16 protein-coding genes and 2 pseudogenes are annotated in these 16445 nt (G+C 62.6%); 5 read left to right on the forward strand and 13 right to left on the reverse strand.

Features of this window, described 5'->3' with window-relative positions; genetic code table 11:
* The first annotated feature begins 332 nt into the window (after positions 1–332).
* Positions 333–1046 (forward strand): FadR/GntR family transcriptional regulator, encoded by a 714-nt coding sequence (locus AWB67_RS26385; RefSeq protein ID WP_087659164.1) that lies wholly within the window; start codon positions 333–335, stop codon positions 1044–1046.
* A gap of 310 nt (positions 1047–1356) precedes the next feature.
* Here the strand turns inward: AWB67_RS26385 and AWB67_RS26390 are convergent, their stop codons facing one another.
* Positions 1357–1941, reverse strand: coding sequence for a Rossmann-fold NAD(P)-binding domain-containing protein (locus tag AWB67_RS26390; protein ID WP_200822308.1), 585 nt, complete (start codon positions 1939–1941; stop codon positions 1357–1359).
* Positions 1942–1964: 23 nt separating this feature from the next.
* Between AWB67_RS26390 and AWB67_RS43425 the strand changes: the two are divergent.
* Positions 1965–2159 (forward strand): annotated as a pseudogene (locus AWB67_RS43425) (NmrA family NAD(P)-binding protein); the annotation flags it as partial.
* 24 nt (positions 2160–2183) lie between these two features.
* A pseudogene (locus tag AWB67_RS26395) lies at positions 2184–2627 on the forward strand (helix-turn-helix domain-containing protein); the annotation flags it as partial.
* Positions 2628–2834: 207 nt separating this feature from the next.
* Here AWB67_RS26395 and AWB67_RS26400 read toward each other — a convergent pair.
* The 4 genes from AWB67_RS26400 to AWB67_RS26415 form a co-directional block, all read right to left on the reverse strand.
* Positions 2835–3311 carry a hotdog family protein gene (locus AWB67_RS26400; RefSeq protein WP_087659166.1) on the reverse strand — a complete coding sequence of 159 codons (477 nt, stop codon included), beginning with the start codon at positions 3309–3311 and terminating at the stop codon, positions 2835–2837.
* A gap of 44 nt (positions 3312–3355) precedes the next feature.
* Positions 3356–4483 carry a CaiB/BaiF CoA transferase family protein gene (locus tag AWB67_RS26405; protein WP_235025326.1) on the reverse strand — a complete coding sequence of 376 codons (1128 nt, stop codon included), beginning with the start codon at positions 4481–4483 and terminating at the stop codon, positions 3356–3358.
* 59 nt (positions 4484–4542) lie between these two features.
* Complete coding sequence (locus AWB67_RS26410; RefSeq protein WP_087659167.1) at positions 4543–5529, reverse strand: ketopantoate reductase family protein; 987 nt, start codon at positions 5527–5529, stop codon at positions 4543–4545.
* 162 nt (positions 5530–5691) lie between these two features.
* Positions 5692–6414, reverse strand: a complete 723-nt coding sequence (locus tag AWB67_RS26415; RefSeq protein ID WP_087659168.1) for an AraC family transcriptional regulator — start codon at positions 6412–6414, stop codon at positions 5692–5694.
* On the opposite strand from AWB67_RS26415, the gene AWB67_RS39715 reads away from it, so the two are divergent.
* Entirely contained in the window at positions 6401–6610 is a 210-nt protein-coding gene (locus tag AWB67_RS39715; protein WP_125477680.1) for an alpha/beta fold hydrolase, read from the forward strand. The genes AWB67_RS26415 and AWB67_RS39715 overlap by 14 nt on opposite strands.
* Before the next feature lie 173 nt (positions 6611–6783).
* On the opposite strand, the gene AWB67_RS26420 is transcribed toward AWB67_RS39715, so the two are convergent.
* Genes AWB67_RS26420 through AWB67_RS26455 form a run of 8 tightly spaced genes read right to left on the reverse strand, consistent with a single transcriptional unit; the run spans position 6784 to position 15359 of the window.
* Positions 6784–8439, reverse strand: coding sequence for an FAD-dependent oxidoreductase (locus AWB67_RS26420; protein ID WP_087659169.1), 1656 nt, complete (start codon positions 8437–8439; stop codon positions 6784–6786).
* Between the two features lie 54 nt (positions 8440–8493).
* Positions 8494–9540: a cupin domain-containing protein gene (locus AWB67_RS26425; protein ID WP_087659170.1), complete on the reverse strand. Its 1047-nt coding sequence runs from the start codon at positions 9538–9540 to the stop codon at positions 8494–8496.
* A gap of 36 nt (positions 9541–9576) precedes the next feature.
* On the reverse strand, positions 9577–10512 hold the full coding sequence (locus tag AWB67_RS26430; protein ID WP_087659171.1) for an electron transfer flavoprotein subunit alpha/FixB family protein: 936 nt from the start codon (positions 10510–10512) through the stop codon (positions 9577–9579).
* A gap of 10 nt (positions 10513–10522) precedes the next feature.
* On the reverse strand, positions 10523–11272 hold the full coding sequence (locus tag AWB67_RS26435) for an electron transfer flavoprotein subunit beta/FixA family protein (RefSeq protein ID WP_087659172.1): 750 nt from the start codon (positions 11270–11272) through the stop codon (positions 10523–10525).
* Between the two features lie 30 nt (positions 11273–11302).
* Positions 11303–12433 (reverse strand): 2-methylaconitate cis-trans isomerase PrpF family protein, encoded by a 1131-nt coding sequence (locus AWB67_RS26440; protein WP_087659173.1) that lies wholly within the window; start codon positions 12431–12433, stop codon positions 11303–11305.
* Between the two features lie 37 nt (positions 12434–12470).
* Positions 12471–13613, reverse strand: coding sequence for an acyl-CoA dehydrogenase family protein (locus AWB67_RS26445; protein ID WP_087659174.1), 1143 nt, complete (start codon positions 13611–13613; stop codon positions 12471–12473).
* 33 nt (positions 13614–13646) lie between these two features.
* Entirely contained in the window at positions 13647–14441 is a 795-nt protein-coding gene (locus AWB67_RS26450; protein WP_087659175.1) for an SDR family NAD(P)-dependent oxidoreductase, read from the reverse strand.
* A gap of 39 nt (positions 14442–14480) precedes the next feature.
* Positions 14481–15359 (reverse strand): enoyl-CoA hydratase/isomerase family protein, encoded by an 879-nt coding sequence (locus AWB67_RS26455; RefSeq protein ID WP_235025327.1) that lies wholly within the window; start codon positions 15357–15359, stop codon positions 14481–14483.
* 260 nt (positions 15360–15619) lie between these two features.
* Here AWB67_RS26455 and AWB67_RS26460 point away from each other — a divergent pair, with 260 nt between their 5' ends.
* Positions 15620–16429, forward strand: a complete 810-nt coding sequence (locus tag AWB67_RS26460) for a FadR/GntR family transcriptional regulator (protein ID WP_087659176.1) — start codon at positions 15620–15622, stop codon at positions 16427–16429.
* Positions 16430–16445: the final 16 nt, after the last annotated feature.

The raw sequence follows: 16445 nt of genomic DNA on the forward strand, positions 1-16445 counted from the left end.
CATGGCGGCCTCGGCTCATCCCGTCATGATAATCGAGGCGGTTACTTATTCAACCTATTTACGGGATGTTGTACTAGCTCGTGCAGTACGGCCTCAACGGCCTGCGCACCGCGAAAGGTCTCACCGAGGCCAGTGAGTCCGTCATCAGTCTCGAGTTCCACCCAAATAAGCTTCGGCCGCGCGGGCAGGCGAATTGTCCGTATGTTGGTGATCTTTGGCATGGTGCAAAATCCGCGTTGGCTTGACGATGAACCGATTCTGTCGGTCGCACCTTCAGGCTGTCAATTTAATCTGTTAGTCTGTCTGACAGATTCTCATTTTACGGATATGCCATGTACTCGCTTCGCTCCTCTTCTGAGATTCCCGTGCATACGCGGGACGAATACGCATACGACCAGTTGCTTGCCCTGATCGGAAGCGGAGATTTACAGGCGGGGAGGCGCCTGCCCGGCGAGCAGACCATGGCCGAGCGCTTCGGGGTTTCTCGGCCTATGCTTCGTCAGGCCCTTGCGCGGCTGCGCGCCGAAGGCAAAATCTATTCCCGCAAAGGCTCAGGCCACTACGTGAGTGCGAGGGAAGCCTCTTCGCAAATTCTGTCGTATGCGAATTTGGGAAGCATTCCCGACGTGAGAAGCTTTTTGGAATTTCGCCGAAGTCTTGAGGGCGAAAGTGCGGCATGCGCCGCAACGGTCAGCGACCGGCTCGCCATTTCGAAGTTGAGGAAATGCCATGCGAGAGTGGGGGAAGCGTTCTCGCGTGGAGAATCCGGCATCGACCAGGACATCGCTTTTCACATGGCGGTCGCGCAGGCGACCGGCAATCGGTTTTTTGCGCACACGCTGGGCGCTCTTCTGGAGCAAATGAGCTTCAGCATTCGTCTCGTCCGGGATCTTTCCGGTGCGACCCCAGTCGCTCCGCGTCGTCAAGCTGTCCTCGACGAGCATGCACAGATCGTCAAGGCAATTGACGACGGCGATGCGGATCGCGCGCGCAACGCGATGCGCGACCACATCGAAGGCGGCATCGCGCGTCTGTTCAACACATGAGTTTGTGAGAAACGTCGTGCAGTTTCACTCGCTCGATGCGCCCTACGATAAATAGAACGCTGAACACCAACTTTGGACACGCGCATCCGCCTCGTTACGAACGTCGGCACATCGACGGTTCAACGACTGCAGCATCGCAGGCTCATGGCAACGCCGGCAATCCGCTGTCGCTGCCGCTGTCGCTGCGGCATCGGCGTGCGCTCAAGTTCAAGCCGCGCGTACCCCGCTGCCTCGACCAGTACGCCGGCAGTCGCTCGGGTGAGCCTGCCGGTGACTCGGCAGTTACGCAGAGATTCTCGAAGCTTACGGCCTACCCGAAAACTGCCGGCTGGAAGAGGCTGTGGTTTGCGATCACATATTCGCGTACCTGCATCGGTTTTTGTCCGGTGATCTGTTCGACGATGTCGTTCGTGCCTGCGAACTCGCTCGCCTGATACGCGCGATACACCGACGTGATGTGCTGAATGAAATGAGCTGACAACCCGAGCTCCGCAAGACGGGCTTCGAACGATTCGAAGCTCTCGGCTTCATAACGGATTGGCCGCCCAAGCGCAATGCCGACCGCTCGCGCGAGTTCCTCGTGATCCATTTCTTCGGCACCGAACAGCGGGTACGTCTTGCCTGCATGAGGCGCGGAATCCAAAAGAACGCTGGCGATTACGCGACCTTGATCGGCGGCGGCGATCGGCGCGTGCCGGCCGTTTGCGGTGGGCGCTCGCAGCACATTGTGATTCGCGATCAACGGCAACTGGAAGCCATACGTCAGCCATTCCATGAAGACAGTTGGACGAAGATGCGTCACCGGAACTCCCGCCCAATCAAACACACGTTCGCCATACCAGTGCGCGAGCGCAGCCTGACTGCGGGCGTCGGCCTTTGCGGAGATCTGCGACATGTTGACGACTATCAAAGGGTGCCCGCGTGCGCGCCCTTGTCCATCGCGACGACGAGCGAGCCTCCGCGCTGCGGGCGAGAGACGTCGAGGTCATCGTTGGCGACCTGCTGGACAGCCATGCCGTGCAAGCGGCGCTGCAAGGTGTCACCGGCGCATATTTTGTGTACCCGGTCATGCAGGCGCAACTCATCGACGCGACCGCCTATTTTGCGCATGCCGCGAAGCTTGCCGCGTTCGCTCTCCTCGGCCCTGAAGCAGCAAAGACGGTCGCCAGGCTTCTGGTCATGAATCAACGCCGGCTAGGCGGCCAGGAGCAACATTCAGCGCTTCTCGACATGACGCCGAAGTCCGATCGCATCGAATCAGTCTTGGCACATATCCGCCGGAATATGCGCAATGCCCTGACCGTCGAGGAGCTTGCGACGGTGGCCAACCTAAGCCCCCGCCAGTTCAGCCGTTCGTTTCTAGCCGAGACCGGTCTGCCGCCGGCCAAAGCCGTTGAGCAACTCCGGCTTGAAGCGGCCCGGTTCATGATTGAACAAGGGCGCCACACCATTAACGTGGTGGCAAATGAAACGGGCTTTGCAGACCGGGAGCGTATGCGACGCGCATTCTTGCGAACCTTCGGCGTACCTGCGGATGTATTGCGCCGGAACGCGCGGACCGAACCGGTCGATGGCAGATGAAGATTACCTTTGCTCGGTCTGTAGCCGCGGGGCGGCCGAAGTAAGGAGCCTGCGGTCGGTCGCTTGCCGGCTAAGTATCGTCCGAAGGCAAGGGGAAGCGCGCGGGTCTACGCGGCAATAGACGCCCCGCAACGCTGTAGAGCCGTGTCGCGAAAACAGGAACCGGTGCGAGTCATTGATTGTCGTCGATGCTTCCTTCTCCACCCGTCACACGTTTCGAATCGTCCCGACGGGCGGCTCCAAGAAACGCGACGACCGCATCAACCGATATGAGACCTCGCCGTCCAGCACCGCCTCTCGCGCGGCGTCGCACTCCATCTCACAGTGCAGTGTGAGTCGCGCGTCCTCCTCGGTCGCTTCGAACGATTTCAGCCTGACGACGAGCCGAATACTGGAACTCGCCGGGACCTGCGCGCGAAAGCGCAGCCGATCGATTCCGCAGACCCGGGCCGGCCCGATATCTTCCAGCAGGTAGATGTCGCGAAGCATCGGGATCATGAGGCACAGCGGCACATAGCCATGCGCGACGCTCCCGCCGTCGTCGACGAGCATCACGTCCCTGTCATCGGTCACCGAAGCGAACGCGCGAAGCATCTCGGGACTGACCTCCACCCAACTGCTCTTGCCCAGATCGAAGCCCACGTAGGCCCGAATTCCTTCGAACCCTCTCAGCATGATCGGCACGTCGACTCCTCCTTTCGTTCTTTGCCTGATTGCCAGACGAAGCATCAGTCCATCAGCAACTCGCCGTTGCTCGCACCGAGCGTCGGCGCCGGCTGCCGGGGCTTCAGCAGGTGGCCGTTGAACCGCGCCGGATAGCGGATTGCCCGAACCGCTCCGGAGGGCGTCTGCATCTCCGAGTAGAGCTCGTTATGCGCGACTTGCGGGTCGCTCAGATGCGCATACGGTTCGTTCACCGGGCCCGCCGGCACGTCCAGTTCGCGAAAGCGTTCAAGCCATTCGGCAGTGGTCCGGTCCTTGAGCGGTCCGGCGACCCGTTCGAAGAACGTATGAGTCATCGCCTTGCGATTGGCGATTCGCTTGATCTCGTCCTTCCATTCGGGATGACCGATCGCATCCAGCGTCCTGCTGAGCTGCTTGCCCGTCACGGGCGAGAGGACCAGATAGCCGTCTTTCGTCGCAAGCACGGGCTGCGGGGCGAGCGTCACTGCGGCTTCGTCATCGACGAAGGTCCGGTTATGGAACATGTCCGGGAAGTTGTAGTAGGACATGATGTCGAGCATCGATGTCTCGAGATGAATCGCCTTCTGCGACTTGTCACGAGCGATAATGCCGGACAACGCCATCTGCGCGGCGAAAGCCGCTGCGACCTTGTCGGCGAGAAACGTGTTCGTCGCGCGCGGCGTGCCGCCCGCCGCCTCATAGCTCAACAGGCCGGTGCGACCCTGAATCAGCGCGTCGAACGCGGGTTCCTTCGCGAGATCGCCGTCCGGCCCGTAGCCCGTGATCGACAGCTGAACGATGCGCGGATTCAGTTCGCTCACGTGCTCGAAGCTCAGGCCGAGCGAAGCCGAAACATGCGGACGCCAGTTCTCGATGTAGAGATCGGCGTCGCTCAAGAGCGCCCTGAATCGCGACAGATCCTCGGGGGACTTGAGGTCCAGGGTCACGCTTCGCTTGCCACGGTTCGAATTGGTCCATACAGTGCCGACGCCTTCCCAACTGTGCCCGAAGTTGCGATAAGGATCGCCCGACGGAGGTTCGACCTTGATCACGTCGGCGCCCAGATCAGAAAGCATCTGCGCGCAGAACGGTCCTGAAATATAGCTGCACGCTTCGACGACTTTGTAGCCTTCGAGCGGACGCCGGAAAGACTCGGACGAACGGGATGTCATCGATGCTGCTCCTTCGATCGGTTGAATGTGATGCATGCGCCAGGACAGCGCGATGAGAGTCAGGTTTGGCGCGCTGCCGTTAGAGCGCGAAGCCGTGCGATGGCGAGAACGGAATCGAGCATGGGCGTCGGCATGCCGGCAAGCTCACGCACGGCGTTCAGCGATTCGCTGAGCGCATCCAGTTCGAGCGCGCGCCCCGCTTCCAGGTCCTGCAGCATCGACATCTTGTGATGCGTCGCGCTTAACGTCATGGCGATGCGCTTGTCGGGATCGGGACCGATGGCAATACCGAGTCGCACCGCGAGTGCATCCGCTTCGCGCATCATCGCCTTGATGATGGGAACGACATCGCCCGCGTCGCGCATTTCGCCGAGCGTTGCCTGCGTCAACACGGCGACCGGATTCCAGCACAGGCTGTTGACGAACTTGATCCAGATCGCCGAGCGGATGTCGTCGCTTACTTTCGATGCGATGCCGCTCGCGCTCAACAGTTCGCTCAGGCGATTCGCCCTCGTCGAACGGCTGCCGTCCAGCTCACCGAGCGGGCAGCCGGCCTTCGCGCCGTCCTGTGCGATCACACCCGGTTCGATCGAATGCGCGCCGATCCAGTACACGCAACCCAGCACCTGCCGCGGTGGTAGAGCGAGCCACTGGCGTCCTGCAGGATCGATACGGCGCATTTGCCGATTTGTCAGCTCCCCTGGAGCGTCGTTAAAGAAGTAATAGGGAATGCCCGTCGTCGGAGGAAGCACGACAGTGTTGTGGTTTATGAGATTGCTGATCTGTGCGAGCGCACCCTCGACCTGATGCGCCTTGAGCGTGATGAACACATAATCCTGCACGCCCAGTTCACGCGCATCGGAGCGCGCATCGACACGCACGCTGAACGTCTCGACGGGTGTGACGACCCGTATGCCATTCGAGCGAATCGCATCGAGCGTCGCGCCTCGCGCCACCATGCTGACTTCGCACAATCCGGCGCGCGCGAGATGGCCCGCGATGTATCCGCCAATTGCGCCGCCGCCGAAAATGCATACCTTGAGCATCGTGCGTTTTTCCGCTGACCGTCATTGAAGGTCCTGCACCTTTCGAAAACTCGATGCAGGACGACGTGTTGATGGGCAGACGATAAGGCGTGCGGGCTGGAAGGGAAAATACTAAAAAACGATGGTTCGAGCAGATCCGCTTATGGCTGCTTCGAGCGTCCGTCAGACCGAAGCGGCGTCGCTGCCTCTTCGCCCTGCTCTCCTGTACGATGCCGGCGCGCGCCCGACGATCCTGCTGAACGCGGTGCTGAAAGCGCTATCGGAGAGGTAGCCGATGGACAGCGCGATATCGCTGATCGATTGCTCGCTGTTGAGGAGCGCATCCTTGGCAAGCGCGATCCGCCAGTTCGAAAGATAGGTTGCGGGCGCGACACCCACGCGTTCGGCGAACCTGCGCGCAAACACGGCACGCGACATGCCTACCTGCTTCGCCAGAGAAGCGACGGTCCAGTGCCGCGCGACGTCCGCGTGCATCTTTTGCAGCGCCGTCGCGATGGGCGGATCGGCCATGCCGCTCAGCCATCCCGTGCGCTGACCTTCCAAGTGCCGCACCGGACGCCGCAGCACTTCCACGAGCATCACTTCCACGAGCCGGCTCATCACGAGATCGCGGCCGGGCCGCTCTCCCAGCGCCTCCTCGCCGATCAGTTCGAGTACGCGAGTGAGGCGCCCCGCTTCTTCGTCGGACGAGCGGATGAAGATCAGTTCGGGTAACAGGCCCGAGAGCAGCGCCACATGCTCCGTTTCGACCTGAAAGTAGCCGCCGACGAGCCGCGTCGGCTCGCCCCGGCTGCACTGGCACTGGGACCCAGGCTTCTTTCGTGAACGCAGCGACGAAAAGCGCGAAAAGCACGCACAGCGGCTGCTCGAAATGTGCCACAACATCACGATTCCGGCGCTGCTCGTGCGCGGCGCTCAAAGCGATGTCGTGACGACGGGCGGCATCGACGAGCTGCGCGAGCGTCTGCCTCAACTTGAAGTCGGCACAGTACCGGGCGCGGGACACATGATCGCGGGCGATCGCAATGAAGCGTTCAACGGCGCGATCCTGCCGTTTCTCGAACGCCATATGAGCGCCTGAGTTCGGCGCTCTTACTCTCTTTCGAGGGTGGCAGGAACACTTCCCGCATAGGCAAGCGCGCACAGCATCATCGCGCAGGTGAAGTGCATCCAGCAGTTTCTCGCCATCGCGTTCATCACGGTTTCTCCGGAAAATGCGGGGCGCGGCATCTGGTCCGCGCCCCGCCCTTCAACTCAAGCCTCGCTCTGCTCTACCGATTTCGTTTCCAGGCGAGTGCGTTGCGCGCCGCGCACCGTATCGATGAGAGCGAGCAGATCGTCCGGCAACGTATCGCCGCGCCACGCCACCTGACCATCGGGACGCACGAGCACGAGGCGGCGCTCGTACAGCTTGCGAGCTTCGTCGTTGTCGATCTCGACCGACTTGAACGGCACCTTGCGCGCCGCCGCGGCTTCTTCGAGAGCGCTCACGCCAGATGCGTCCTTCTCAAAGCGCATCAGCACGAACTCCTTGCCGAACAGATCGAGTGTCGACTTGCCTTCCGCGAGCCAGGCGTGCGGGGCACGCGAACCTGGCCGCGCCGTCTGCACGTAGGTCGAGACTTCGTCGGGCGGCTGCGGCGTGCCGTCGGGGACGATGATGGGCGAGCCCTCGTACATGTAGCCGAGGTGAATGCCGATCGAGAACCACTCGCGCTTCATCAGCTCCGTGTACTGGTTGCCGAACTCGATGCGCGCCGCTTCGGAACCGGGACCGTCCTCGAAAATCTCCTTCGACGGCGACAGCACACGCGGCGACAGCATGCGCTTCAGGTTGCCGGTCGCCTCCGACACGTTGCGGATCGCCACGGGCCGCATCTCGGTCTCGTACGTTTCGAGCAGATGCGCGCCGCCCCAGCCTTGAAGGCTCGCGGCGAGCTTCCACGAGAGATTGACCGCATCCTGAATGCCCGTGTTCATGCCGAAGCCGCCAGTCGGCGACGTGAGATGCGCTGCGTCGCCCGCGACGAACACGCGCTTCGTGCCATAACGGTCGGCGACGAGTTGACGCCGCACCCACGGCAGCATCGAAAGAATCTCGAAGTCGAATTCCCGGCCGACCGCGCGCACGATCGCCTCGCGCATGGTTTCCTCACTGTGCGTCTGCCGGCTGTTGTCGCCGACGAGCGAGAAACGCCACTGGTCGCGCCCGTTGATCGCGACGAGCGTCGCCCAGGTGCCTTCCGGTCCGATGAAGATGTAGCGATAGGCGCGCTGCTTGTCGTGCAGCGCTTCCAGATCCTTGCAGCGGAATACGACATTGGTCGTATGGGTGAGCGTCGGCTCGCCCGTCATGCCGATGCCGAGCGCCTGGCGAACGATACTCGCGCCGCCATCCGATCCGACGAGATAGCCCGCTTCGATCACCCTCTCCTCGCCGCTCAGCGTGTCGCGCACTTTTGCGGTGACGCCGTCCGGCGTCTCGCTGAACTCGACAATCTCGGTGTTGTAGCAGATCGTCACGTTGGGCGTCTGCTGTGCGAAGCGGCGCAGGACCGGATCGAAGAAATTCTGCGGGCAACGCTCCCGCTTCTGCGGGCTTTGCGGCGGACACTTTTCGTCGTTCGGGCTCGGAAAGACTTCACGTCCGAACTCGTAGCCGTTCAAGCCCGTGACCCATGCGCAATCCTGCGGATAGTCGCGGTTGTAACCGGCCTCGTGAACCCACGGAACGATGCCCCAGCGGCGGCAATATTCCATCGTCCGCACGCCGACCATGTCCATCTTCGGTTGAATCACCTGACCATCGCTGCGTTCGATGAGCATGCACGACACGCCGCGAAAGCCCAGGTCGCCGGCGAGTGCCAGTCCAATCGGGCCCGCGCCCACGATCAATACCGGTGTTTTCATTTGCAGTCTCCAAAAAATTCGAGTTCGTGTTGTGGCGTTGCCTGGAAGCCAGGGCTACACCGCTTCCTCGCGATACAGTCCGAGCTTCTTCAGGGCCGGGAAGTCGTTGACCTGAAACAACATCGCGGGCGTGTCGTCCGAGCGGTTGATGTGCTCGTGCACGGCCCACGGCGGTATCGACATGAAATCGCCCGCGCCCCATTCGAAGGTCGTTCCATCGACGATCGTCGCGCCATTTCCGCGCATCACGCAGTAGACGACGCTGCCCGTGTGACGATGCGCCTTCGTATGCATGCCCGGCCGTAGCGATTGCAGCGCGGTGCCGATCGTTGGCAGCGCCGAGTCGCCGGTCAGCGGGTTCAGGTATTCGAGCGCGGTGTCGTCGAACGGATCGGGCGGCAGCGCGGCGGCAAGACGCAACGCCTCCTGCGCGCGCCCCGCGCTATAGACGAGCAGCGGATTGAGCGCCGGCCTGCTCGTGTCGTTGAGCGGCCGCATCAGACCGCTGCCGTAGTGCCGGTACGAGCGGTCCGGTATGTCGGACACCGCTTGTCGCGGCACATCGGAGCCTTCGAAGAACGTTGCATGCATCGAGCGCACGAGCGATATGTCGAGCACGTCGAGCCAGATCATCGGTTCATCGCCCTTGTGCTCGTGGTCGTGCCAGGTCCACGCGGGCGTCAGCACGAGATCGCCTTCGTTCATCTCGTAGCGCTCGCCGTCGACGATCGTATCGGCGCCGCGTCCTTTTATGATGAAGCGCAGCGCGCTCGCCGTATGACGATGCGCGGTCGCGATCTCGCCGGGCAGGATGTACTGGATCGATGCCCAGATCGTCGGCGTCGTGCCGAACGGCAGGCCGCGATTCGCGAGACGCAGCGTTCTGCGCTGGCCGCCCGCTTCGAGCTTCAGCTTCGCGCCGATCTTTTCCAGCAGCCGTTCCAGATCGCTTGCTTGCCAGTGGGCCGCCTTCATTGCCGATTGCGGTTCGCGCGTGAAGAGCGGCCCGTCGGTCGGTTGTGCGACGCGGCAGTTGAAGCTGTCGAGTTCTTCGGCCAGCGCCTGTCGCTGCAGGGTGTCGGACATCACGGCTTCATTCATGGCGGCTCCCGTCGAGGTTGGCAAGGTTCGAATGCATCACAGGCCCTCCACCATGTCGGGCACGATCTGGAACAGGTCGCCCACGAGCCCGTAATCGGCGACGGAGAAGATCGGGGCTTCACTATCCTTGTTGATCGCGACGATCACCTTCGAATCCTTCATGCCCGCGAGATGCTGGATCGCTCCGGAGATGCCGACCGCCACGTACAACTGCGGCGCGACGATCTTGCCGGTCTGCCCGACTTGCGCATCGTTCGGCGCGAAGCCGGCATCCACTGCTGCGCGCGAGGCGCCGAGCGCCGCGTTGAGCTTGTCCGCGAGCGGCGCGAGCACGCGGTCGTAGTTTTCGCCGCTGCCGAGGCCGCGGCCGCCTGACACCACCGTCGACGCCTGTCCGAGTTCCGGTCGATCGGGCTTGACGAGCGTTCGTTCCATCAGTTGCGGGCTGTTGTCTTTGCCTCTTTCCACCACGACCGTTTCGAGCATGGCGGCGGCCTCCTGCGATGCTGCCGCATCAAACGCGGTGGTTCGCACCGTGATCACTTTGATGGAATCGATGGACCTGACCGTTGCGATCGCGTTGCCTGCGTAGATCGGGCGCTTGAACGTATCTGCATCGACGATGCCGACGATGTCGCTGACCTGCGCGACATCGAGGCTCGCCGCGATACGCGGCGCGAGGTTCTTGCCCTGGCTGCTCGCCGCCAGCAAGATGTGCGAATACGTTGGGGCGATTGCAAGCACGGTCGCTTCGACATGCTCGGCGAGTTGCCCTTCGAGCTGAGGCGCATCGGCGAGCAGCACGCGGTTCACACCCGCGAGCTTCAGGGCGTCTTCCGCGACCGCCTGCGCGCCGCTGCCCGCAACGAGAACGTCGATTCCGCCGCCGATCTCACGCGCAGCCGCGACGACGTTTGCCGTCACCGCGGACAAATCATGGTTGTCATGTTCTGCGATAACAAGAATGGTCACGCTTTTCTCCTCACAACACTTTGGCTTCGTCACGAAGCGCGTTCAGCAGCGCGCTCACGTCCGGCACCCTGACGCCCGCCTTGCGTGCGGCAGGCTCCTCGACGAACACGGTCTCCAAACGCGGCGCGACATCGACACCGAGTGTTTCTGGACTCACGGTTTCGAGCGGCTTCTTCTTCGCCTTCATGATGTTGGGCAACGTCACGTAGCGCGGCTCGTTCAGACGCAGATCGCTCGTGACGACAGCGGGCATTGGCAACGAGAGCGTCTCGGCGCCGCCATCCACTTCGCGCTCGACGATCAACCGTTCGCCCTGCACCGAAACTTTCGACGCGAACGTCGCTTGCGGTAAGCCCGCGAGTGCGGCGAGCATCTGGCCGGTCTGGTTCGCGTCGTCGTCGATCGCTTGCTTGCCGAGCAGGATCAAACCCGGCGCTTCGTTTTCCACCAGCGCCCGCAACAGCTTCGCGACCGCCAGCGGCTGCAAGTCGGCATTCGTCTCGACAAGAATCGCGCGGTCCGCGCCGATCGCGAGCGCGGTTCGCAGCGTCTCCTGCGATTGCGACGTGCCGCACGACACCGCTATCACTTCCGTTGCCACTCCCGCCTCCTTCAAGCGCACGGCTTCCTCCATCGCGATCTCGTCGAAAGGATTCGTCGACATCTTCGCGTTCGCGAGATCGAGACCGCTGCCATCGCTTTTGACGCGCGGCTTGACGTTGTAGTCGAGCACCCGCTTGACGGCGACCATCACTTTCATCGTGTCTTCTCCAGTTCGTTTGGGCTTTTCTCAGTTCGGTACGTAGACGCGCCCATCCATCAGGCGGCGCGCCGTCCTGAACGCGATCGCTTCCCTGGCCTCGAATCGGCCATCGCGCTTCTCGACCCGCGCGGCCACCGGCAGCAGTCCCGACGCATGCGCGATGACGAAGCGCGACACGTCGGCGGTCGTACGCAGCCGAACGTCGTGAATCACCGTGTCGTCGATTTGCGCGGCGATCGCGAGACACATCGCGCCCGTAAGCGGCGACGCCTTGCGCGGTTGCCCCGACGAAATCATGCGAACGACGACGTCGGCCTGCATGCCGTCTTGCACCGCTGCGGGCTTCGACAGCAGCGCGACGAGCGGCAGGTTCATCATCTTCGTTCGCGCATCGGCGGGGTCGTCGACGAGTCCCATCGAGACCGCGGCCTGCACGCGCAGATGCTCGAACAGCTGCATCGCGCGGGGATTGGCGTTGAGTTGGGCCGGTGTTTCGATGCCGCTCAAACCGAGCGCTCTCGCTTCGATCATGACAACCGGATTGCACGCGTCCACCATCGAAACTTCCACTTCCCCGAGCGACTCGATCGTCAGGCGGTTGCGCGCCTGGCCGCTCGGAAGCAATTTGCCCGTGGCCGCGCCGCCCGGATCGAGAAACCCCAGTTCGATCGGCGCGCCGCTACCCGCGACGCCATCCAGACGAAAGTCGCCTGTTACGGCCGCGTATCCATTGACGGTCGCAAAACGGGCGCGAATCAGCTTTTTCGTATTCGTGTTGTGGATCACGACGGCGGCTTCTTCGCCGCTTGCATCAACGAGTCCTTCTTCCAGCGCGAACGGACCCACGGCGGATGAAATGTTCCCGCAGTTGCCGCGATAGCCGACCGAACCCCGGCGCGGATCGACTTGCACGAACGTGTAGTCCACGTCGGCGCCAGGGTGCGTCGGCGGCCCGATCACGGCAATCTTCGACAGCGACGTAATGCCCCCGCCCATGCCGTCGAGCTGCCTCTCGTCAGGATCGGGGCTTCCCAGCGCGGCGCAGAAAAGCGGATCGCGCGCATCGGTGTCAGCCGGCAGATCGCGCTCGTGGAAGAACAGCGCCCTGCTCGTGCCGCCACGCATGTAGACGCAGGGAATCGCGCGTTGGGGTTTCATCTCGTAGCCTCTTTCGTCGATATCGAAGATCGACCGGTCAGTTCGCGAGCAGGCGGCGCGCGACGATCACCCGATGAATCTCGTTGGTCCCTTCGATGATCTGGTTCAGCTTCGCATCGCGCATCATGCGTTCGACCGGAAACTCCTTCGAGTAACCGTAGCTGCCGAGTACCTGCACCGCTTCGGTCGTGACCTCCATCGCGATGTCAGTGACGAAGCATTTGGTGATCGACGCGAGCATGTTCAGGCGCGAGTGATCGCCCGAATCGATTTCGTCTGCGCAGTTGTAGAGCAGGCTGCGCGCGGCCTCGATCTTGATCGCCATGTCGGCGAGCTTGAACTGCATGCCCTGAAACTCGGCGATCGCGCGTCCGAACTGCTTGCGCTCCTTCGCGTAGGCCACGGAGACGTCGAGCGCGCCCTGCGCGAGCCCGAGCGACGTCGCCGCGATGGTGGGCCGGTTCAAGTCGAGCACCTTCATGCAGGCCTTGAAGCCCTGGCCTTCCTCGCCGAGCATGCAGTCGGCGTCGACGCGCATGTTGTCGAAGAAGAGTTCGTGATTCGGCGCGCCGTGGCGGCCCATCTTGTGTTCCTGACGACCCAGGCGAAAGCCGGGCGTCTTCGTATCGACGAGAAACGCGCTGATGCCGTCCGACCCGCTCGCCTCCGACGTGCGCGCGAAGAGCAGGATGTATTGCGCGTAGCCGCCCCACGTGATCCAGTTCTTCTGGCCATTGATCACGTACGAACTGCCGTCCTTCACCGCGCGCGTGCGAATCGACGAAACATCGGACCCTGCCTGCGGCTCCGTCACCGCAATCGCCGTCACGAGACGCCCCTCGGCGGCGAGCGGCAGCCAGCGTCGCTTCTGTTCCTCGGTGCCGAAGTTGAGGATCGGCAGAATGAACGAGATGGAGTTGTTGCCGCACAGTGTGGCTGCGGCCAGCGAGACCTTGGCGATCTCCTCCTTCACGATGCACACGGTCTTCAGGTTGCCGCCCGGGCCGCCGTACTCCTCGGGAAGCCACAGTTGCAGCAGGCCCATGTCGCCGAAGATCGGCACCAGTTCGGACGGAAAGCGGTCGTTCGCTTCCATGCCGGCCACGAGCGGCACGATGTCCTTCTGGACCATCCGGCGAACCGAGTCCTGGATGGAAACGAGTTCTTCATTCAGTCGCATAATCACTCCGTCATTCGGTGCTGGTTGCCCGGCTCAGTAGCTCGGGAAGGAAAGACCGCCGTTGATGCTGAGGGTCGATCCCGACACCTGATCCGACTCCCTGCTCGACAAATAAAGGATGTATTCGGCGAGGTCCTCGGCCGTGTTGAGCTTGAACTTCACGCGCTGCTCGGCCTTGGTGAATGCCTTGACGATCACCTCCTGCGAGCCCGCATCCTTTGCCGCGAGAAAGCGGTCGTGCGCGGGCGTGCCGGTGGTGAGCGTGGTCGCCACCGAATTGATGCGGATGCCGAGATGGGCCAGCTCCGCGCCGAGCGCGCGCGTGAGGAACATGATCGATGCACCGGCCGCACCGATCATCGATTCGCTCGGCGTCGGGATGCGCGCGGCATCGGTCGTGACGAGGACGATCTTTCCGTACTTCTGTTCGCGCATGAATTTCGTCGCTGCATGCACGGCGTTCAAACGCGGCATCAGGCGGCTCGTCAAGCAGGCGATCCCCTCGTCTGGCGCCATGTCGACGAAGAGCTTCGGCTTGGGATCGCGCGGGCCGCCGCTCGCGACCACGATGTCCACCTTGCCGAACTGCACGACCGCTTGTTCCACCGCGCGCTCGATGCCTTCGTAAGTCAGCAGGTCGCTGTTGACGAACACGCGCTTGCCGGGAAAAGCGCTGCATTCGTCGATCAGCGAGTACGCTGCCGCTTCGTCGCGTCCCTGGATGACGACGCTCGCGCCGCTCTGCGCAAGCTTCTTGACCGAAGCCCGGCCAATGCCTTTCGTTCCGCCGAGCACCACCGCCGACGAACCGGTAAGTTCAGTAAGCATGCTGTCCCCTCTGTTTGTTTCTGGATCGGTTAGGCAGGTTCACTTGCCTTCCTTGGCCTCGCCGTCGTAGCGGTTCTCGCGCGAATGCGCAGCGCCCGTCACGCCCTTGCTGCGGCGCTCCTTCATGAAGTTGTTTTCGTCCGGCTCATAGCGGATGTTCGTGCCGAGCGCATGCATCACATAACCGTGGACGAACTGCGACGTCATGCCGAGCGAATCGAGCGCGAGATGCGTCGCGGCCTTGCCGATCGCGATCGCATCGCGCGGCAGCCTGACGATGCGTTCCGCCCAGTCTTCGCCGGCCGCTTCCAGCTCGCTCGCAGGCACCGCCTTGTTGACGAGCCCAATGCGTGCGGCTTCGATCCCGCTCATGGTTTCGCCGAGCAGCAGCACTTCGCGCGCCTTCTTCGGACCCATCGCGAGGATGTTGATGCTCGTCATGTACGAGGCGCCCGCGAGTCCCATCTTTTGCTCAGGGTGGCCGATCTTCGCGTCTTCGGCGGCGATTGCGAGGTCGCTCGCTTCGACGATGTAGAGACCTGCGCCCACGCAATATCCCTGAATCAACGAGAGCGTCGGCTTGGTGCAATAGAGGATCTGGCGAAACTGCTCGACGTGGTGTTTATCGAAGCTGAGACGAATGCGCTGGCTCGGCCGCCGCGCGCCCGGCTCTTTCGAAAACCCGTATTCCGCGCCGCCGACCTGGCCGAGATCGTGCCCCGTCGAGAAATCGCGACCTTCGCCGCGGAAGATGACGACGCGCACATCGTCGTCACGCTCGGCACGCTCGATATGCTCCATCAGACGGTCGAACATTTCGTAGGTCAGCGCGTTGCGCTTCTCGTCGCGGCAAAACGTGATGTATGCCCGGCCATCCCGCGCCTCGTACGTCACGAGGTCTCTCAAGTCTTCACTCATCGCTCGTCCTCTGAAGGTTGTGCTGCCCGCATTGCATTCAACGGCGCGGGCGCTTTGGTGCGTCCATTCGTATCCGCTTAGTTCATCCTTCTGTTGGTGCATTGGATGAACCATTGGTATCATATTCCAGAAAGTTGCGAAGCGTGTCAAGTAGCGAAACCGCTTAGGCGCGAAGTCTTTATTTGGGCGGCGGGATTGCTGACTTGATGAATCGCGCGGCGGGAGTTAGGATCAACAGGACAACATGAATGGATTAGCCATTGAAAACAGCCAACACCAGCCCCCGCGCACCGAAGCGCCCGATTGAAGCCGCTGCTGAAGACACCGCGGTCGCGCGTGTGCGTCCGAAGCCCGCCTACGCGCCCGTGCAGACGCGACGCGCGTTCGAGGCCGTCGCCGACCAGATCCGTGGACAGCTCACGAGCGGTGCGCTGCAACCGGGCGACCGCTTGCCGCCGGAGCGGGAGCTTGCCGAGCAGTTCAGCCTCAGCCGCAACACGGTGCGAGAGGCGCTGCGTTCGCTCGAAATGGCTGGTGTGCTTGAGTTCCGCAAGGGCGCGACGGGCGGCGCTTTCGTTCGCGAAGGCCAGGGCGACGCGGTGATCGCCGGATTCTCGGACCTGTTCCGGCTCGGCGCGATCCGGCCGGCCGATTTGACCGAAGCACGGCTGATCGTGAGCGTGGCGGCAACGCGTCTTGCCTGCCAGCGCGGCACGGAGGCAGACTTTGAAGCCTTGCGCGAGAATTTCCGCCAGAGCGAGCTCGCCGTCGCGAAGGGCGACGTTCCGGAACGGGTGCGGATCAATCTCGACTTTCATCGGCTGCTCGCACGCACCGCGCGCAACCCGGTGCTCGTGATCCTGACCGATGCGCTCGTCGAGATTCACGAGCAGTTGCTGCAAGTGGTCTCGCCGTTGCCCGACAGTGCGGTCATGCCTTCGCGCCGTCGCTTGCTGAAGCACCTTGCGGCACGCGATGAGGAAAAAGCGGCAAACGAGATGGAGACGCATCTGAAGGCCTTGCAGCGGCACTATCTCCTGCAGCAAACGGAGACCAAGCGCGGCGAGTGAACAAGCAGCGGCAGCG

Source organism: Caballeronia terrestris (assembly GCF_001544515.1).
Taxonomy (GTDB): Bacteria; Pseudomonadota; Gammaproteobacteria; order Burkholderiales; family Burkholderiaceae; genus Caballeronia; species Caballeronia terrestris.